This window comes from Streptomyces sp. MBT53 (genome assembly GCF_016654115.1).
In the GTDB taxonomy this organism is placed as follows: Bacteria; Actinomycetota; Actinomycetes; order Streptomycetales; family Streptomycetaceae; genus Streptomyces.
In genome coordinates this window covers 1-17,881 of sequence record NZ_JAEQAZ010000179.1, presented here as the reverse complement: position 1 = coordinate 17,881, position 17,881 = coordinate 1, and the positions used below count along the sequence as shown (strand labels likewise).

20 protein-coding genes and 1 pseudogene are annotated in these 17,881 nt (G+C 69.6%); 10 read left to right on the top strand and 11 right to left on the bottom strand.

Annotated features, from left to right (window positions below; translation table 11 throughout):
• Positions 1 to 88: 88 nt before the first annotated feature.
• Complete coding sequence (locus tag JHN45_RS40970; RefSeq protein WP_200713932.1) at positions 89 to 967, bottom strand: hypothetical protein; 879 nt, start codon at positions 965 to 967, stop codon at positions 89 to 91.
• Between the two features lie 346 nt (positions 968 to 1,313).
• Between JHN45_RS40970 and rplM the strand changes: the two genes are divergently transcribed.
• The 3 genes from rplM to glmM all read left to right on the top strand — a co-directional run bounded on the left by rplM (position 1,314) and on the right by glmM (position 3,885).
• Positions 1,314 to 1,757: a 50S ribosomal protein L13 gene (gene rplM, locus JHN45_RS40965; protein WP_013001400.1), complete on the top strand. Its 444-nt coding sequence runs from the start codon at positions 1,314 to 1,316 to the stop codon at positions 1,755 to 1,757.
• Positions 1,758 to 1,799: 42 nt separating this feature from the next.
• On the top strand, positions 1,800 to 2,327 hold the full coding sequence (gene rpsI, locus JHN45_RS40960) for a 30S ribosomal protein S9 (RefSeq protein ID WP_093627302.1): 528 nt from the start codon (positions 1,800 to 1,802) through the stop codon (positions 2,325 to 2,327).
• Between the two features lie 199 nt (positions 2,328 to 2,526).
• Entirely contained in the window at positions 2,527 to 3,885 is a 1,359-nt protein-coding gene (gene glmM, locus JHN45_RS40955; protein ID WP_200713931.1) for a phosphoglucosamine mutase, read from the top strand.
• Here the strand turns inward: glmM and JHN45_RS40950 are convergent.
• The 6 genes from JHN45_RS40950 to JHN45_RS40925 all read right to left on the bottom strand — a co-directional run bounded on the left by JHN45_RS40950 (position 3,882) and on the right by JHN45_RS40925 (position 8,557).
• The gene (locus JHN45_RS40950; RefSeq protein WP_200713930.1) at positions 3,882 to 4,826 is read right to left on the bottom strand and encodes a DUF389 domain-containing protein; all 945 of its coding nucleotides are present in this window, start codon (positions 4,824 to 4,826) and stop codon (positions 3,882 to 3,884) included. The genes glmM and JHN45_RS40950 overlap by 4 nt on opposite strands.
• 22 nt (positions 4,827 to 4,848) lie before the next feature.
• On the bottom strand, positions 4,849 to 5,817 hold the full coding sequence (coaA, locus tag JHN45_RS40945; RefSeq protein WP_200713935.1) for a type I pantothenate kinase: 969 nt from the start codon (positions 5,815 to 5,817) through the stop codon (positions 4,849 to 4,851).
• Between the two features lie 67 nt (positions 5,818 to 5,884).
• On the bottom strand, positions 5,885 to 6,364 hold the full coding sequence (locus JHN45_RS40940; RefSeq protein WP_201054483.1) for an SMI1/KNR4 family protein: 480 nt from the start codon (positions 6,362 to 6,364) through the stop codon (positions 5,885 to 5,887).
• Positions 6,361 to 6,780, bottom strand: a complete 420-nt coding sequence (locus JHN45_RS40935; RefSeq protein WP_201054482.1) for a hypothetical protein — start codon at positions 6,778 to 6,780, stop codon at positions 6,361 to 6,363. The genes JHN45_RS40940 and JHN45_RS40935 overlap by 4 nt, the downstream gene beginning before the upstream one ends.
• Positions 6,777 to 7,244, bottom strand: a complete 468-nt coding sequence (locus JHN45_RS40930) for a hypothetical protein (RefSeq protein ID WP_201054481.1) — start codon at positions 7,242 to 7,244, stop codon at positions 6,777 to 6,779. Before JHN45_RS40930 ends, JHN45_RS40935 begins: the two co-directional genes overlap by 4 nt.
• Positions 7,241 to 8,557 carry a hypothetical protein gene (locus tag JHN45_RS40925; protein ID WP_236584666.1) on the bottom strand — a complete coding sequence of 439 codons (1,317 nt, stop codon included), beginning with the start codon at positions 8,555 to 8,557 and terminating at the stop codon, positions 7,241 to 7,243. The genes JHN45_RS40930 and JHN45_RS40925 overlap by 4 nt, the downstream gene beginning before the upstream one ends.
• 105 nt (positions 8,558 to 8,662) lie before the next feature.
• Between JHN45_RS40925 and glmS the strand changes: the two genes are divergently transcribed.
• Positions 8,663 to 10,510: a glutamine--fructose-6-phosphate transaminase (isomerizing) gene (gene glmS, locus JHN45_RS40920; RefSeq protein WP_201054480.1), complete on the top strand. Its 1,848-nt coding sequence runs from the start codon at positions 8,663 to 8,665 to the stop codon at positions 10,508 to 10,510.
• A 10-nt stretch (positions 10,511 to 10,520) separates the two neighbouring features.
• Here glmS and JHN45_RS40915 read toward each other — a convergent pair whose 3' ends face one another.
• On the bottom strand, positions 10,521 to 10,952 hold the full coding sequence (locus JHN45_RS40915; RefSeq protein ID WP_236584665.1) for a hypothetical protein: 432 nt from the start codon (positions 10,950 to 10,952) through the stop codon (positions 10,521 to 10,523).
• A 139-nt stretch (positions 10,953 to 11,091) separates the two neighbouring features.
• Here JHN45_RS40915 and JHN45_RS40910 point away from each other — a divergent pair, with 139 nt between their 5' ends.
• From JHN45_RS40910 to JHN45_RS53555, 3 genes are all read left to right on the top strand, one after another.
• On the top strand, positions 11,092 to 11,511 hold the full coding sequence (locus JHN45_RS40910; protein ID WP_200713925.1) for a hypothetical protein: 420 nt from the start codon (positions 11,092 to 11,094) through the stop codon (positions 11,509 to 11,511).
• 21 nt (positions 11,512 to 11,532) lie between these two features.
• Entirely contained in the window at positions 11,533 to 11,709 is a 177-nt protein-coding gene (locus JHN45_RS53560) for a hypothetical protein (protein ID WP_236584664.1), read from the top strand.
• Between the two features lie 239 nt (positions 11,710 to 11,948).
• Positions 11,949 to 12,410, top strand: coding sequence for a hypothetical protein (locus tag JHN45_RS53555; RefSeq protein WP_236584663.1), 462 nt, complete (start codon positions 11,949 to 11,951; stop codon positions 12,408 to 12,410).
• On the opposite strand, the gene JHN45_RS40900 is transcribed toward JHN45_RS53555, so the two are convergent.
• The 3 genes from JHN45_RS40900 to JHN45_RS40890 all read right to left on the bottom strand — a co-directional run bounded on the left by JHN45_RS40900 (position 12,361) and on the right by JHN45_RS40890 (position 15,797).
• Entirely contained in the window at positions 12,361 to 13,143 is a 783-nt protein-coding gene (locus JHN45_RS40900) for a DUF5995 family protein (protein ID WP_201054479.1), read from the bottom strand. The genes JHN45_RS53555 and JHN45_RS40900 overlap by 50 nt on opposite strands.
• A 90-nt stretch (positions 13,144 to 13,233) precedes the next feature.
• Positions 13,234 to 14,724 (bottom strand): RICIN domain-containing protein, encoded by a 1,491-nt coding sequence (locus tag JHN45_RS40895; protein ID WP_201054478.1) that lies wholly within the window; start codon positions 14,722 to 14,724, stop codon positions 13,234 to 13,236.
• A 188-nt stretch (positions 14,725 to 14,912) separates the two neighbouring features.
• Positions 14,913 to 15,797, bottom strand: a complete 885-nt coding sequence (locus tag JHN45_RS40890) for an RNA polymerase sigma factor SigF (protein ID WP_200713933.1) — start codon at positions 15,795 to 15,797, stop codon at positions 14,913 to 14,915.
• A 272-nt stretch (positions 15,798 to 16,069) separates the two neighbouring features.
• Here JHN45_RS40890 and JHN45_RS40885 point away from each other — a divergent pair, with 272 nt between their 5' ends.
• The 3 genes and pseudogenes from JHN45_RS40885 to JHN45_RS40875 all read left to right on the top strand — a co-directional run.
• Complete coding sequence (locus tag JHN45_RS40885; protein WP_200713922.1) at positions 16,070 to 16,441, top strand: STAS domain-containing protein; 372 nt, start codon at positions 16,070 to 16,072, stop codon at positions 16,439 to 16,441.
• A 169-nt stretch (positions 16,442 to 16,610) separates the two neighbouring features.
• Positions 16,611 to 17,138, top strand: a complete 528-nt coding sequence (locus JHN45_RS40880; protein ID WP_200713921.1) for an ATP-binding protein — start codon at positions 16,611 to 16,613, stop codon at positions 17,136 to 17,138.
• A 150-nt stretch (positions 17,139 to 17,288) separates the two neighbouring features.
• A pseudogene (locus JHN45_RS40875) lies at positions 17,289 to 17,540 on the top strand (peptidase); the annotation flags it as partial.
• Between the last annotated feature and the right edge of the window lie 341 nt (positions 17,541 to 17,881).

Below are 17,881 nucleotides of genomic sequence, written 5' to 3'. Positions count from 1 at the left end.
TCCCCGCCCCCTCCCCGACAGCCCCTGGGGCGATTCTGCCCCGGAACGGGAGAAGGGGGTCGGCGCGGGCGCTCCGGCCGGCTCTGTCCTAGTTCTGCGCCGCCGCCGAGGCCTGGGCCTCGCCGCGTCTGCCGATCTGGCGGAACGCGAACTCGGCCAGGTCGTCGCCGATGCTGAAGACCTTGGTGTCCTTCGTCGTCACGTCCGTGCCGTTGGTGAAGCCGGCGATCGTGAAGTAGGCGTAGCGGCCGTAGGCGTTGGTGGTCGTGCGGCACACCGCGCCGTCGCAGAACGGCTTGACGCCCTTGCCGGACAGCGACTTGATGATGCTCTTCGTGTCCGCCTGCGTCTTGGCCTTCTCGGCCTGGGCCTCGCTGTCGAAGACGGCCACGCCGACCGTCACCGCGACATCGTCCTTGGTGTAGGTGACGCGCATCAGGCGGGTGCAGCCGTTGGCCGTGAGCACCTTCGGGAGGGTCGACTGGGCGGCCGAGGCGCAGTTCGTGGTGTCGGCCGTCGGACCCTTCTTGTACACGGTCGAGCCCATGGTCAACTGCGTGCCGGGGAACAGGAGTTCAGCGCTGAGCGGCGCGGTGTCCTTGGCCTTGCTGGAGATGAACTCCTTCGGGTCCAGCGGCGGCGGCGCACTGGTCGGCGCGAAGGACGGCGAGGTGGCGCCGGCGCTCGGCAGGGACCCGCTCGCGGGCAGGTTCGTCGGCTTGCCGGACGCGGTGTCGTCGCCGTTCGCGGACATGACGGCCATGGCGACGGCCGTCCCGACGGCTATCGTCGCGACCGCGCCGCCGCCTATGAGCAGCAGTCTCTTGCGCCGGTTGCGCGTCTCCGCCCGGTCGGCGAGCGCGGCCCAGTCCGGGGTCTCGTCGTCGACGTTGCCGCCCCACGGCTGCTGCGATTGCGGTTTCCAGGGATCCCACTGGGACTGGGGTCCCCCCTGCCCGAAGCTCATGGGTCGCATCCTAGACGGGGGGACGGGGGTACCGGTGCGCCTCAACGAGGCCTGTGGGAACTGACGTTGAGATGTCGCGGTAAGTGTTTTCGCGGTCACTTTCCGCACGCACTCCCGTCGGTCCCGCCGCGTTTTGACCCGTCCGGCCGGGCGCGGGTACTCTTACGGTTTGTTATGCGTATCGGCTTGGTCGTTCTCAGACGAGAAGCCCCTACGTAGGTTCCCTGGAGCAGTTACCAGTGGGCGGCATACGGGCATCGTCCCCGGCCATTGTCGTCCCCAGCTGCACGATCGCTTCAGTGATGCCATGTGTCAGCACCCATCCACTGAAGAAGAAGGCTGCGAAGTGCGTACGTACAGCCCCAAGCCCGGCGATGTGACTCGCCAGTGGCACGTCATCGACGCCCAGGACATCGTCCTCGGCCGTCTGGCTACCACTGCCGCGAACCTCCTCCGCGGCAAGCACAAGCCGACCTATGCCCCCCACATGGACATGGGCGACTTCGTCATCATCATCAACGCCGACAAGGTTCACCTGTCCGGCAACAAGAAGACCCAGAAGCTGGCGTACCGCCACTCCGGCTACCCGGGTGGTCTGCGCTCCGTCCGCTACGACGAGCTGCTGGCGAAGAACCCCGAGAAGGCCGTCGAGAAGGCCATCAAGGGCATGATCCCCAAGAACACCCTGGGCCGTCAGATGATCAGCAAGCTGAAGGTCTACTCGGGCGACCAGCACCCGCACGCTGCCCAGCAGCCGGTGCCGTTCGAGATCACCCAGGTCGCGCAGTAGTTCCGGCCACACCCCTAAACAGAAAAGAATCTGAGGAGAACCGTGGCCGAGACCACCGTTGAGCAGCCGGTCGAAGACACCGAGACCGAGCTCGTCGACATCGAGAGCTACACCACCGAGTCCGAGGTGCCCGTCGAGGGCGAGTACACCTCCGAGTCGCTCGCCGGCCGCTTCGGCGACCCGCAGCCGGCCGCCGGCCTGGGCCGTCGCAAGAACGCCATCGCGCGCGTTCGCATCGTGCCCGGCACCGGCAAGTGGAAGGTCAACGGGCGCACGCTCGAGGACTACTTCCCGAACAAGGTCCACCAGCAGGAAGTCAACGAGCCCTTCAAGGTGCTCGAGCTCGACGGCCGCTACGACGTCATCGCCCGTATCTCGGGTGGCGGCGTCTCCGGTCAGGCCGGTGCCCTGCGCCTCGGCGTGGCCCGCGCGCTGAACGAGGCCGACGTGGACAACAACCGCGGCGCCCTCAAGAAGGCCGGTTACCTCCGTCGCGACGACCGTGCGGTCGAGCGCAAGAAGGCCGGTCTCAAGAAGGCCCGCAAGGCTCCGCAGTACAGCAAGCGCTAAATCGCGCCTGCTCTGCTGTCTGTACTCCGAACGCCCCGGCGGCACGCCAGTCGTGCCGCCGGGGCGTTCGTTTATCACAGCGCGGGGCGTATAACGGCACAAGACGCTCAAAGGCTTGTGTGATCGGATGAACAGGCATCGTATGCCTGGAACGCAGGACTTTCGACTTGCAGGATTTTCGCCTTCCTCAGGAGGACAAGTGGGACGACTCTTCGGCACGGACGGCGTGCGCGGTGTCGCCAACGCGGATCTGACGGCCGAACTGGCCCTCGGCCTCTCCGTCGCGGCGGCGCATGTACTCGCCGAGGCGGGCACGTTCGCCGGCCACCGGGCAACGGCCGTGGTCGGGCGGGACCCGCGCGCGTCCGGGGAGTTCCTGGAGGCCGCGGTGGTCGCCGGCCTCGCCAGCTCGGGAGTGGACGTACTGCTCGTCGGTGTGCTGCCCACCCCCGCGGTGGCGTATCTCACCGGTGTGCTGGGCGCCGACCTCGGTGTGGTGCTCTCCGCGAGCCACAACGCCATGCCCGACAACGGCCTCAAGTTCCTCGCGCGCGGCGGGCACAAGCTCGACGACGAGCTGGAGGACCGGATCGAGAAGGTCTACGAGGAGCACCGCACCGGCGCCCCCTGGGACCGCCCGACCGGCTCCGGCGTCGGCCGGGTCCGGCACTACAACGAAGGCTTCGACCAGTACGTCGCCCATCTCATCGGCGTGCTCCCGAACCGCCTCGACGGCCTGAAGATCGTCCTCGACGAGGCGCACGGCGCCGCCGCGCGCGTCTCCCCGGAGGCCTTCTCCCGGGCCGGCGCCGAGATCATCACCATCGGCACCGACCCCGACGGCCTCAACATCAACGACGGCTGCGGCTCGACCCACCTCGGGCTGCTCAAGGCCGCCGTCGTCGAGCACGGCGCCGACTTCGGCATCGCGCACGACGGTGACGCCGACCGCTGCCTGGCCGTGGACCACACCGGCGAAGAGGTCGACGGGGACCAGATCATGGCCGTACTCGCGCTGGCGATGCGGGAGCGTTCCGCACTGCGCTCCGACACCGTCGTCGCGACCGTCATGTCGAACCTCGGCTTCAAACTGGCCATGGAGCGGGAGGGGTTGACGCTCGTCCAGACGGCGGTCGGCGACCGCTACGTCCTGGAGGAGATGAAGGAGCACGGCTACGCGCTCGGCGGCGAGCAGTCCGGGCACGTGATCATTCTCGACCACGCGACCACGGGTGACGGCACGTTGACCGGGCTGATGCTGGCGGCGCGGGTCGCCGACACGGGTCGTACGCTCAAGGATCTCGCGGCCGTGATGACGCGGTTGCCGCAGGTGCTCATCAATGTGCCGGACGTGGACCGGACCCGGGTGGGTACGTCTGCGGATCTGGCGGCGGCGGTTGCCGAGGCTGAGCGTGAACTCGGGGCTACGGGGCGGGTGTTGCTGCGGCCGTCCGGTACCGAGCCGCTGGTACGGGTGATGGTGGAGGCCGCCGACATCGACCAGGCGCGGTCGGTGGCGGGGCGGTTGGCGGATGCCGTGAAGTCGGCGCTCGGCTAGGAGAGTCGAGCGGTCGTGCGCTCGCGCTGCCAGGTCCAGAACGCCTTCTGGGCCAGCAGCGTGAGCGTGCCCGCCAGGACGATCCCGCCCAGGTTGGCGAGCAACTGCCAAGTGGAGCCCCACGTCTGGGAGTAGTCCGTGTAACTGAGGGCCACGGCGGCGTTCGCGGCGGCCGGGACCGTCGTCACCGAGATCGCCACTCCGATCAGGGCACCGGACTTGGCGGACGTGAGGGACAGCGTGCCCGCGATGCCGGCCAGGAACGCCACGACGAAGGACATCCAGTCGGGCTTCCAGATGAAGGCGGTGTTGGGCCGGGCGGCCTCCACCATCGACTTCTCGAACAGCCCGAAGGCGTCCAGCAGCCAACTGAAGCCCGCCGTCAGCACCATGGCCGCGGCGAATCCGGCGAGCAGCGCCCACAGCGACCGCCACACCAGCCGTGGAGCCTTCCGGACCAGCGCCGTCGAGATCCCCGCGAGCGGCCCGAACTCCGGCCCCACCGCCATCGCGCCCACGATCAGGATCGCGTTGTCCAGCATCACACCGCAGGCCGCGAGCATCGTGGCGACGGCGAGGAACGCGACGTAGGTGACGGTGAGCGTCGACTCCTCGTGCGTCGCGTCCGCGAGATGCTCCCACAGCACGGCGTCCGCGCCCTCGCCGGGCGCCTCGTCCTGAGCCGTGTCGGCCCGCTCCGACAACGACAGGTCGATGTTCTCGACGGCGATCGAGCCGGTCCGGTCGACCCCCAACTCCCTCAGCCCGCCGATGAGTTCGTCACCGGCCTCGCGGGCGACATCGCACATCACGACATCGCCGGTCGGGTTGCGGGCGGCGCCGGTCAGGACGACGAGATGCGTGGTGCCGACGGTCGTCCCGATCAGCCGGACGACGTCATCGGTCCGGTCGGCCGGAGTGATCAGGCGCAGATGCAGCATGACGCACTTCTATCAGGCCGCCCTACAGCTTGCGCAGGCTGAGCCGCCGTACCTTGTGGTCGGCGCCCTTGCGGATGACCAGGGTGGCGCGGCCCCGCGTCGGGGCGATGTTCTCCACCAGGTTGGGCTTGTTGATGGTGCGCCAGAGGGTGCGGGCGTAGTCGACGGCCTCGTCCTCGGAGACCTGGGTGTACTTGCGGAAGTACGAGTCCGGGTTCTGGAACGCGGTCGCGCGCAGCTTGCGGAACCGGTTCAGGTACCAGCGCTCGATGTCCTCGGCGCTCGCGTCGACGTACACACTGAAGTCGAAGTAGTCGGCGAGACCGACGCGGGTACGGCCGTCCGTGCCGGGGAGCGCGGGCTGCAGCACGTTCAGCCCCTCCACGATCAGGATGTCGGGGCGGCGGACCGTGAGCCGCTGGTCGGGGACGATGTCGTAGATCAGGTGGGAGTAGACGGGTGCGGTGACCTCGTCCTTCCCGGCCTTGATGTCGGCGACGAAACGGGTCAGCGCCCGGCGGTCGTACGACTCCGGGAAGCCCTTGCGCGACATGAGTCCCCGGGCCTCCAACTCCCTTGTGGGGAGCAGGAATCCGTCGGTGGTGACCAACTCGACGCGGGGGTGTTCGGGCCAGCGGGAGAGCAGCGCCTGGAGGAGGCGCGCGACGGTCGACTTGCCCACGGCCACCGACCCCGCGACGCCTATCACGAACGGGGTGCCCGACTGGGAGCCCTGCTCGCCCAGGAAGGTGTTCAGCGCGCTTCTCAGACCGTCCGTGGCGCCGACGTACAGGTTGAGGAGTCTGGACAGCGGGAGGTAGATGTCCCGCACCTCGTCGAGGTCGATGACATCGCCCAGGCCGCGCAGCTTCTCGACCTCGTCGGCGGTGAGCGGCAGCGGTGTCTTGTCGCGCAGCGCGCTCCACTCGGCTCGGGTGAGGTCGACGTAGGGAGTCGCCTCCGGCTTGTGCCGGTGGGCGCTCCGGGGCATCGGGGAGACCGGAGAGATCACCAGTCCATTGTTAACGGAGTTTGAACGAGCCGGTGGGTGGGGTGCGTCACGTGGGTGTGCCCAGCTTCTGCCGGCACTCGGTGAGTGCGAACTCTCCGTAGCTGTCCGCGATCTTCTCCATGAGCCCGCCGGCGGGGACTCCCGGGTTCCAGGCGAGGACAGGGTACTCGCCGTCCCGGTCGGGGCGGGAGGTGTCGAGGACGGCGTACGTCCACACGTCGTCGAGCAGGACCACCATCAGCTCCGGCGGCAGGCCGAGGTTCCGGGCGCCGAGGGTCTCGGCCGAAGAGCCCCGGAGCACGTCTCCGGCGCGTTCGTTCCGCCACACACCGAGGAACTCGGTCGGCGGCACGTCCCAGCTGCCGAACTCCTCGATCAGGAGACGGTACGACGGCGGGAACGTCAGGCCCGTCTCGCGCTCGGCACGGGCGATCAGCTCGGGGGAGCAGCCGTGCAGGTGCTGTGCGTCGTCCGGGTGGCCGCGGACCAGGTCGACGACCTGGCGGCTCGCTTCGAGAGGCGTCATCGGCCCGTCACCTTGATCATGAATCCGGACGTGTGCGGGTCCGGTTCCTCGACGTCGAATCCCGCCGAGGCGAGGATCCCCATGAGCGCGGTCTGCATCTGGTCGAGCACCGTGTTGTAGTGGCGGAGGACCGGGGGCGGGTTGTCGTAGTCGATCCCCTGCGCGAAGAGAGCGAGCGCGGGACCCCTCAGCTCCGCGTCCGTGCGCCAGCTCGCGTACACCCCGCCGTCGAGAAACGGCGTCACGTACACGCCGATGCCGGGCAGAACGTCCGGATCGTCGGTCAGATCGGGTCGGCGCACGGGAAGACCGGCGCCTCGCAGTTCCCGGCAGACCTGCTCGGCCAGCGCCTCGCGCTCCTCGACGATCTCCGGCGAGGCTTTCGGGGGCAGGTCGAATCGGGGGTGGTCGGTCATGGGCTCTCCGGAGTGGACGTGGGTCTCGGTGCGGGTGGCGGGTCGGACGTCGTCCCGGACACCAGGACGTGGTCGGGGTTCATGGTGTCGTTCTCCGGCGTCGCGACGACTCCCGACGACAGCAGGATCTTGATGAGTGCCTCCTGCATGTGGAGGCCGATCGTTCCGGGGTAACGGACGGCCGGCGCGGTGGGGTCGCCGGTCGTGAGGCTGTCGACGGCCGCTTCGATCATCGCGGGGTCGCATCTCCAGCTCACGGACACCGGTGCCGGCACCGTCTCGGCGTCGGGCTCGACGTGGACCACGGCTCCTGACCGGTCCGCTGTCGAGGGGGCGCCCTCGCGGAAGGCGGGGAGGCCGGCGCGGCGGAGGGCCCGGACCACCTGGTCGGCCAGTTCGTTCCGGGCGGCGAGGACTTCGTCGGACGCGCGGGCGAAGCCGTGTTCGGGGACGGCGTTGTTCACTCTGCGGATGTCCTTCGGGTCAGATCTCGGGGGCGAGGTGATCGACGGCCCACGGCACATGGGCCTCGCCGTAGCCGAAGCGCTCGCCCAGTGCCCGGTAGCCGGCGTACTGGTGGGCGGTGACCGGTGCGGACAGCACCTTGAGGAGGCGGAGGAAGAGACGGTAGCCGAGGTCGGGGTCGGCGTGGACGACGGTCTCCTCCAGGGCGGCGACCACGGCCGGGCCCGGGATGCCCAGCCGGTGCGCGCTGACGGTCCGGGTCGACAGGTACGGGGCTCGCCTCGCGGATCACCTCCAGCACCGGGGGCGCCAGCTCGGTCCGTACCGGTCCTACGACGGGTGTGTAGGAAGGGGCGATGTTCCGCAGGTGTTCCCGGCTCACGTCCGCGATCAGGCGCAGCCAGTCCCGGCCGTCGATGCCGAGCAGGTCGATGTTGAGACCCCGGCCCGACGCGGCCAGCCACAGGGTGGTGATCGTGTCGGAGGTGAGGGGGGAATCCAGGAGGCGGGTGGCGTCTTCGAGCAGTCGCGCGGCGGCGGTGCCCGGGGTTTCCGCGGTGTCGTCGGCCGCCGCCTCCCACTCCGCGCCCTCCCGGGCCGTGGGCTGCCACCAGTCGCCGCGGAAGCGCTCCGAGAGCGCCGAGATGCCGAAGTCTCCCGAGCCCTCGCGCCGGGTCGGGTCGAGGGGCAGCCACTGGATGTCGAGGCCGTCATAGACCAGCGGTCCTGGATAGTTGACGTCCGAAGTGATCTCCATGAGGCGGTCGTACTGGTCCTTGGCGACCGGTACGGTCCACGCCTTCAGGATGCGGAGCAGGAGGCGGAGCCCGAGCTCCGCGTCGGCTTTCCCCGCGATGTCCTCCAGCGCGTCCGGAAGCCCTGCGGGCAAGGCGGCTACCCGTATCTCCGCGACGACCGCCTCGCGGAGTTCCTCCTCCGGGAACTCGGGGTGCGGTCGCTCCAGCCAGTACACCTGACGTCTCCTGCGGACCCGGGCCGGGTACAGGTCCGCGAGCCGGTTCAGCCAGCCGTGGAGGTCCATGCCGAAGTCCGCCGGGTCGAAGCGCTCGTGCGTGGCCGCGAGCCAGGCCGCGCGGAGGGTCTCGTCCGGCAGACCGGCGTCGAGCAGGCAGCGGACGTCCACACCGAGTTCCACGGCGCCTTCGCCCTCTGCCACCTCCGCCACCTCCGCGGCGAGCTCCAGTGCCCGTACGACGCCGGGTGCGGTGGCCGCGGCCAGCTTCCCGGCGAGCGCGCTGAGCCCGAAGTCGTCCTCGTAGAGCTCGAAGTAGCGTTCGCGCTGTCGTGTCATGGGCTCCATCCTCTCCTGCTCGCCCTTCCCGATCATGGCCGGAATTTCCGAAATCGGGCACGAAGTGCCGTGTTCGGGAGGGCTTCGGCGCCTAGGCTGCCGCGCATGTGCGGAATCGTGGGATACGTGGGGTCGCAGTCGGCGCTCGATGTGGTGATGGCCGGACTGAAGCGGCTGGAGTACCGGGGTTACGACTCGGCGGGCGTCGCCGTGCTCGCGGACGGCGGGCTGGCGGCGGCCAAGAAGGCCGGGAAACTCGTCAATCTGGAGAAGGAACTGGTCGACCGCCCGCTGCCGGCAGGGTCGACCGGCATCGGGCACACCCGCTGGGCCACGCACGGCGGCCCGACGGACGCCAACGCCCATCCGCACCTCGACAACGCGGGCCGGGTCGCCGTCGTCCACAACGGCATCATCGAGAACTTCGCCTGTCTGCGGGCCGAGTTGACCGAGCGCGGGCACGATCTCGCCTCCGACACGGACACCGAGGTGGTCGCGCATCTGCTGGCCGAGGAGTTCTCGGCGTGCGCGGACCTCGCGGAGGCGATGCGGCAGGTGTGCCTGCGCTTGGAGGGCGCGTTCACCCTGGTCGCCGTACACGCGGACGAGCCGGACGTGGTCGTCGGCGCGCGCCGCAACTCGCCGCTGGTGGTGGGGGTGGGTGAAGGCGAGGCCTTCCTCGCCTCCGACGTCGCCGCGTTCATCGCACACACCCGGTCCGCGATCGAACTGGGCCAGGACCAGGTGGTCGAACTGCGCCGCGACGGCGTGACGGTCACCGGTTTCGACGGCGCCCCGGCCGAGGTCCGCTCCTATCACGTCGACTGGGACGCCTCCGCCGCCGAGAAGGGCGGCTACGACTACTTCATGCTCAAGGAGATCGCCGAGCAGCCGAAGGCGGTCGCCGACACCCTGCTCGGCCGGATCGACGCGGCGGGCCTGCTGACGCTGGACGAAGTCCGCATCCCCGTCCATGAGTTGAGGGAGATCGACAAGGTCGTCATCGTCGCCTGCGGTACGGCCTTCCACGCCGGGCTGATCGCCAAGTACGCCATCGAGCACTGGACGCGCATCCCGTGCGAGGTGGAACTGGCGAGCGAGTTCCGCTACCGGGACCCGATCCTCGGCGCGCGCTCCCTGGTCATCGCCATCTCGCAGTCCGGCGAGACGATGGACACGCTGATGGCGCTGCGGCACGCCCGTGAGCAGGGCTCGAAGGTGCTGGCCATCTGCAACACCAACGGCTCGACGATTCCCCGTGAGTCGGACGCGGTGCTGTACACGCACGCCGGCCCCGAGGTCGCCGTGGCCTCCACCAAGGCGTTCCTGACGCAGCTCGTGGCGTGCTACCTGGTCGCCCTGTACCTCGGCCAGGTGCGGGGCACCAAGTGGGGCGACGAGATCCAGGCCGTCATCCGCGACCTCTCGCAGATCTCCGGCGAGGTCGAGAGGGTGCTGGAAACCATGGAGCCCGTACGGGAGTTGGCGCGCTCGGTGGCGTCGAAGAACACGGTGCTGTTCCTCGGCCGCCATGTCGGCTACCCCGTCGCTCTCGAAGGCGCCCTGAAACTCAAGGAGTTGGCGTACATGCACGCCGAGGGCTTCGCGGCGGGGGAGTTGAAGCACGGGCCGATCGCGCTGATCGAGGAGGGCATGCCGGTCGTGGTCGTCGTGCCCTCCCCGCGCGGCCGTTCCGTCCTCCACGACAAGATCGTGTCCAACATCCAGGAGATCCGGGCGCGGGGTGCGATGACCATCGTGATCGCGGAGGAGGGCGACGAGACGGTCGTCCCCTACGCCGACCACCTGATCCGGATTCCGGCTACGCCGACGCTCCTGCAACCCCTCGTCGCCACCGTCCCGTTGCAGGTGTTCGCCTGCGAGCTGGCCACGGCACGCGGCAACGAGGTGGACCAGCCGCGGAACCTGGCGAAGTCGGTGACGGTGGAGTGAGCGGTCGCCTTCAGTCAACTGCCAGGATTTCGGCGAGACCTACGGCCGGACAGCCGAGCATGCCGGTCAGCGTGCGGCGCTGACGAGGCGTCAGAGGAGTCACGAAGACCGCCGCCCCGGCGGCGGTCCTCTCACAGAGCAGCGCTGCTTCCCGGACCTTCCCGTAGGTCAGGAGGGTCCGTGCGGAGAAGGGCAGCGCCATCTTCCGGACACCGCCGTCCGAGACACCGCGCCGTTGCACGATCCGTCCCACGACGCGCGCACCGCGCGTCTCGATCTCCCGCGCCGCGGAGTCCATCAGCGCGGCGGAGTCCTTCTGCCGGCCGGAGAAACAGCCGACGATCACGACATCGGCCCCGGCGGCGACCGGAACCGGAGCCTCGTGCCGGGCTGGTTCCGCGTGATGAACCGGACGCCGGTCGCGCCGTCGACCCTGATGCATGCCCCACAGGCTAGGCGCACACCGTCTGCGGCGACACGGGTTTTCGTGCGCTGAAAGCGGGGTGAGGCCGTGGTGAAACCGGCCGGGCGCAGGCTCTGTTCCAGAAGGAAGGCCCACCGACTCCAAGGAGCAGACCATCATGGCCATCACCATCACCTCCGCCCTCACCGACCAGGACAAGGCCACCCTGCGGACCGCCGCGTACGGCGCCGTGTCGCTCATGGCGGCGGCCGGTGCGGCCGGTTCACCGCACCGGATCGCGACCCGGGGCAGCATCGCACTGTGCTCCGCGACGGGTCAGGTCGGTTACGTCCTCGCCGAGAGGTCGAAGATCGGGGGCCTGGACGGCAGGTCCGTGGCCGAACTCGCCGACCGCGTGCTGCCGGCCCTGACGGAGACCATGCGTCTGCTCGGCCGGCAGGATCCGTCCGAGGCGGACAACTTCCGTGCCACCGTCCTCGTCGCCGTGGAAGAGTCCGTACGGACCGTCAAGGGCGAACCCGGGCCTGTCATGACCGAGATGATCCGCAAGATCACCGCGGCCCTCGACGCGGGGTGATCGGGCCGGACAAGGAGAAGGATGCCGAGTGCGATGCGGCCGGCCGGTCGGGAGGACGGCTGGTACCGAGGTGACTGCCATGTGCACTCGGTGTCCTCGAACGGCGGTGAGCTGACGCCGGAACGTCTTGCCGACGAGGCCCGTGCGGCCGTGCTGGATTTTCTGGCGGCCACCGAGCACAACAACGCGGACACGTAGGGCGCTTGGGGCCGGTGCGCCGGAGACGGTCTGCCGGTGGTTCCGGGGCAGGTGGTCGACCGGCGGTACGGCGTGCGGGACGACGTGGTCGACCGGCAGCTGGACGAAGTCCGTCGGGGCGGTGGGCTGTGTGTGGTGGCGCATCCGCACGCGCCGTACGACTCCGGCACGTTCATGTACCCGTACCGGAGGGTTCGACGTGGTGGAGGTGTGGAAGTCAGGGCCGGTGGCGGCCGGTGATGGGGAACAGTGACACGCATCTGTCGGGGCAGATCGGTGTTCCGCACACGGTCGTGCGGGCCGAGGAGTTGAGCACCGGCGCGGTGCTGGCGGGCATGCGCGCCGGGCGGAGTCGGATCGCCGGATCGGCTGCTGTCGAGCTGTCGTTCACCGTGTCCGCCGGTGCTCAACGGGTATGTGTCGGCGGGCAGTTGGAGAGCGGTGACGGGCCGGTGGTGGCTCGGGTGGGTGTGCGCGGTGTGCCTTCGGGGGTGGTCGGTCTGCACACCGGGCAGGGGGAGGTCCACGCCGCTTCGCTGTCCGCCGGGGGAGCGGGCGAGGTGGAGTGGCGGACCGGTGCGCGGGAGTCGCCGTTCATCCGTGTCGAGGTGCGTCGTCCCGGGGGGAGCATGGCGGCCCTGAGCAACCCGATCATCCTTCGCTGCGGGAAGCCCGCTCCATCGCGCCGTCCAGATGCGTGATGACCGCCGCCACGTCGTCGCTCTCCGTGTGGCGGATCAGTTCCAGGGCCGGGCGGACCAGGGCGCCCGGGCGGGCGATCAGGCGGGCGAGTACGGCCGCTCGGATGTCGAGGCGGTCGATGGTGGCCTCTTGTTCCGCTTCCGTCTGGGCGGCGAGGAGGACGGTGTTGTGCCAGGCCTCCGCGCGGGACTGGACGATGCTGAAGTCGAGGATCTGTTCGTCGGTGCGGCCGCCGACCTTGTCCAGGAGCGACAGGAGCGGGGACAGGGCGTCGACCGAGTCCTGCACCGCCAGCACCACGCGCGCGAGGATGTCGTTGATCAGCAGGTAGTCGTGCTGCAGGGCGTGGACGTCGGTGCCGGGGTCGGTCCGCGCGGCGGCGACGGCCAGGTCCAGGTTGATGTGCGCGTTCACGCCGAGGATCAGGTGCTGGACGATGACGGTGTCGCGGTCGTCCAGCAGGCCGAACGTCTCGCGCCAGCAGCGCGGTCCGCCGCGGTCGCGGAGCCAGGCGTCGTGGGCCTCGAAGTAGCGGTTGCCGAAGAGCGTGTCGAAACGGTCCATGCGGGGGCCGTCCTCGAACCGCCCCTCGTGGATGGCCTTGCGGATCTCGACGGTCACCTGCCGGTACAGGGCCGCGAAGTACCCGATCCGGTCACCGGTGCGGGTCGCCTCCCGCACGATCTCGGCGAGACCGTCCACCACTTCGTCGATGTTCCGTGCTGCCGCCATGTCCAACTCCCTTTGTCGGAGCCACAGTTCGGACTGCCCAGTCTCACCGATACCGACGCCTCCGGTACGGCTCCCACGCCCGTGCGTGCTTCACCCCGCGCGCCACCGCTGCTCCGTGCCTCCGGTCAACGGCACCAGCGAGACCCCGTCCCCGTCCTCCGGGGTCATCCCCGTCAGGATCGCGATCGCCGGGCGGATCACCCCGTCCGGGTCCACCGTGAACCTCAGGTTCTCGCCGTGACTCCCGTCCACCGAATCGCACTCCCAGATGCCGACCCCCTTGTCCACGGACCCCCGGCTGTCCAGGCACAGATCGGAGTCGGCGGACGACTGCACCACCCCGCGGGTGGCATCCACGCGCCACAGCTGGGTGTCGGAGGAGGTGCAGGGGGCCGTGATCACATCCGTGCCCTCCGTCAGGTCGCCGTCCCGGATGTCCAGGCATCGGCCCGTGGAGACGTTCACGACCTGGGCGTACGTGCCGTTCGGCGCGTGGGTGGTGGGCGAGGGGGTGGGGCTCGCCGAGCGCGTCGGCTTCGAACTCCTCGTCGGAGACGGTGACTTGGAGGGAGACGTGGACGACGGTGTCACCGGGACCGTCGCCGTCACCGTGACCTCGGACGGAGTCGACGGGATCGCCGCCGTGCCCGCCGCCGCTCCCGGACGCGGCGTCGATCCACCCGGCCTCAGCAGGAAGAACAGCAGCGGCACCAACGCCACGCCCAGCGCCGCCGAGGCCAGCACCAGGCGGCGCGAGGGCCACCAAGTCGAGGGAGTCGTACGGGAGTTGCCCCTCACCTCCTCGCGACCGCTCATCGCGTACGACGACCCCGCCCACGGCAGCAACCCCTCCGCCAGCGTCGCCCGCGGAGCGTCCCGCAGGGCCGTCAGTTCCTCGTACGCGCCCGTGCAGTGGGCGCAGTGCGCCATGTGGGCGTGCAGGTCGGCGCTGTCGCGGGGGTTGTCGGGGCGTACCGACTCCTCGATCAGGCGTCGGAAGTCACCGCAGCGCGGGTCGTCGGAGGCGGCCAGGCGGGACTTCAGACAGGCCTGGGCCATGGCCTGCAGGGCCCGTTCGGTGCCGTGGACGACGTCCTCGTGGGTGAGGCCGAGGAAGGCCGCGGTCACGGCTTCCGGTTCCCGTTCGACGACGCCGTACCAGACCAGGCCCTGGGTGCGGGCGGGGAGGGACTGGAAGGCCGGGAGCATGGTGGGCTTCGGGGCCGCGGTGTTCAGGAGCAGGAGGAGGCCGGAATCCAGGCCGGCCGAGCGGTCGTCCAGGGACCACGAGGTGGCCACCTGCCCTGTCAGCAGCAGGAGTTGGTGCCGCCAGGGGACTCCCGGGTCGACTCCGCGAGCCGTCTCGCGGGCCGCGAGGGTGAACGCCTGGGCCGCCAGCTGCCGTGCCGCCGACTCGCTGGTGGTGCACAGGCGGGCGTAGGACAGCACGGACGGCTGGTGCCGGGCGCGGAGTTCCTGGAGCGCCGGATAGACCGTGGAGGTGCCGGCGCGCAGCAGTTCCGTGAGCCGCGCGTCGGAAGCGTCGGCGTGTGCGCCGCCGTACTCCTCGGAGTGAACCATTCACCCGCCTCCTCGCGCCCGTCCTGACGTACCAGCCAGTTTGTCGGGTGACCATAGTGGTGGAAGGCGACCGGTGGGGAAAGAGGTTTCTGTGGGTAACCCGGTCCTGCCGGGGCCGGGGAACGCCTGAGCGCGGCGCACGCACACGCGCGCCGCGCTCAGTGGCGGGCAGGGGGACGGGCCGAGGGCTACTCCTCGACCGTCAGGCCCTTTCGCAGCTTCACCAGCGTCCGCGACAGCAGCCGCGACACATGCATCTGCGAGATGCCCAGTTCGTCGCCGATCTCCGACTGCGTCATGTTGGCGACGAAGCGCAGGGAGAGGATCTGCCGGTCCCGTTGCGGGAGTTCGGCGATCAGCGGCTTCAACGACTCGACGTACTCGATGCCTTCGAGGCCGTGGTCCTCGTAGCCGATGCGGTCCGCGAGCGCGCCCTCGGAGTCGTCGTCCTCGGGCTGGGCGTCGAGTGAGCTGGCGGTGTAGGCGTTCGACGCCGCCATGCCCTCGACGACCTCGTCGCGGGAGAGCTTCAGGCGCTCGGCGAGTTCGGCCACGGTGGGGGCGCGGTCGAGTTGCTGGGCCAGTTCGTCGCCGGCCTTGGCCAGGTCGAGCCGGAGTTCCTGCAGCCGGCGCGGGACGCGCACGGACCACGAGGTGTCGCGGAAGAAGCGCTTGATCTCGCCGACGATGGTGGGCATCGCGAAGGTGGGAAACTCGACGCCGCGGCTGAGTTCGAAGCGGTCGATCGCCTTGATCAGGCCGATCGTGCCGACCTGGATGATGTCCTCCATCGGCTCGCTGCGCGAGCGGAAGCGGGAGGCGGCGAACTTGACCAGCGCGAGGTTGAGTTCGACGAGCGTGTTGCGGACGTACGAGTAGGCGTGCGTCCCTTCTTCGAGGGACTCCAGCCGCTCGAAGAGAGTCTTGGAGAGGGCCCGTGCGTCCACGGCGCCGATCTCGTCGTACGGGGGGATCTCGGGGAGCCCCTCGATGATGGGATTGGGATCCAGTTGTGCCGGTGGGGGTGTCGACGTCGCTGCCGGGGTAGGCGATGCGTCGAGCCGGGGTGACATGGTGTCCTCCATCGTTCTCGGCATATGGCTGCCGAAGCCGGTGCGTGCACTGCGGAGTGCGGCGCCTCCAAAGCCGGTCGTGTCGGTCGGTCGTTTCGGATGTGCAAACTGTTGTCCCTACTAGCCCTACCCGTTTTCCGGAGCCCGCCGCAAGTGCGCTGTGTACCCATATGTCCATTTGTGGGCGGTTGTTCGGGTGTCGGAGAGTGTGAGGAAGGCGTAGTGTTCCAGGGCGAACGTCAACAGCCACGACCTCGGGAGAGAGAGACGGCATGGACCGCGGCACGGTCGGCAGCGCACAGTCTGGCCGGCTTCTGGTCGAGGTGCGGAAACAGGGCCTCAGCGCCGTCGTGACACCGGCGGGTGAGTTGGATCACCACACCGCCGAGCTGTTGCGCGAACCGCTGGAGGACCTGCTCGCCCACGGGTACGCACGGCTCGTCGTGGACTGCTCACGGCTGGAGTTCTGCGACTCCACGGGCCTGAACGTACTGCTCGGCGCGCGCCTGAAGGCGGAGGCCGCAGACGGCGGAGTGCACCTCGTGGGGATGAAGCCCGCGGTGGCGCGCGTCTTCGAGATCACGGGGGCGGATGCGGTCTTCACGGTCCACGACACCCTCGAAGCCGCTCTCGCCGACGAATAAGGGGTGTTTTGCCGGTTCGCCCGGGCAGGAGAACATCTGAACCTGTCAGCGACCGGAGCGACGAAAACACCCCCGACCCACGTACTACTGACTGTTGGACCCGTACCGCCCCTTGAACACGTACCGAGTCTTGAATCGTGAACCGGTGAATCGGTGAGGTGAAGCGCTGATGAGCACCACCCGGCCCTACCCGCCGGGCGACCGCCCGGAGCCCGGTGGCGCTACGGGGGCGCCCGCGGGGGGCGCTTCCGTGCCGTCCGCCGGGGACGACACCGAACCGGCCGCGGGCCGGCAGATCCGCAGACTCGCTTTCGCGGGTGAGAGCGGGGTCGTCCCGCTCGCCCGCGACTTCGCCCGCCAGGCCCTCTACGCCTGGGGCTGGCTGCCCGCCGAGAGCGCCGACCGGCGCGCCGCCGCCGAGGACGTCCTCCTCGTCGTCTCCGAACTGGTCACCAACGCCTGTCTGCACGCCGAAGGACCGGACGAGATGTGGATCACCTGCGAGAACAAGGTGATCCGCGTCGAGGTCTCCGACCGCGGCAGCGGCCAGCCCGCCCCCAGAACCCCGCACCGCGCCGGCCGCCCCGGCGGCCACGGCATGTTCATCGTGCAGCGGCTCTGCCTGGACTGGGGAGTCGTACGGACTCCCGGGGTCACCGGAAAAACCGTGTGGGCGGAGCTGGGAGCACCGGCGTAACGCGGTCGCCGCACCCCCGGGAGAATCCTTTCCCCGAAAACCGACGCACGCCGGATCGTCACAACTCCGACGTGCGCCTTGTCTTCCTTCCTCACGACCCCCGGCGTACCTTGACGGCCGATCTGATGTGCCGTCAGGAATGAGGGGACCGTGTCGTACCAGAAACGAACCGCAGCGCTCGCGTCCGTCGCGGCCCTGGCCGGCTCGGCGGTATTCATGGCCGCCCCCGCAGCCCGGGCCGACGTCGTCGACGTCAACTACAAATGCCAGACACCGATCGGCGTCAAGACCGCCGTCTCACCGATCGACATCAAGGGCGTCAAGAGCGGCAGCGGCTACAAGCTCACCATGTCCTGGCAGAAGGGCGTCTCCTCCAAGACCGGCCCCGTCGAACTCGGTCGTCGCCCTCGGCACGCTCGGCGGCACGGTGCTGCTCGCGGGCGCGGCGGGCACCCTGTGGCTGACCCGGCGCAACCAGACGGCCCGCGCCCGCCGTTGACAGCCCCGCGCGTCCGCCGCGGCGTAGGGACGACGACGGTCGGGTGGCCGAACCCCCGTGTGCGGAAGTCGAGTTGACGGGAGCGGTGATGTGAGCGGCAAGGTGCGGATCTCGGCGCTGGTGGCGGCGTGCGCGCTGCTTCTGCTGCCGTTGGCGGGGGCGACGCCGGTCGCGGCGGCCGACGGACCGAAGGTGACGCTCTCCAAGTCCCAGGCGGGAACGGGCGGTTCGATCACCGTCTCCG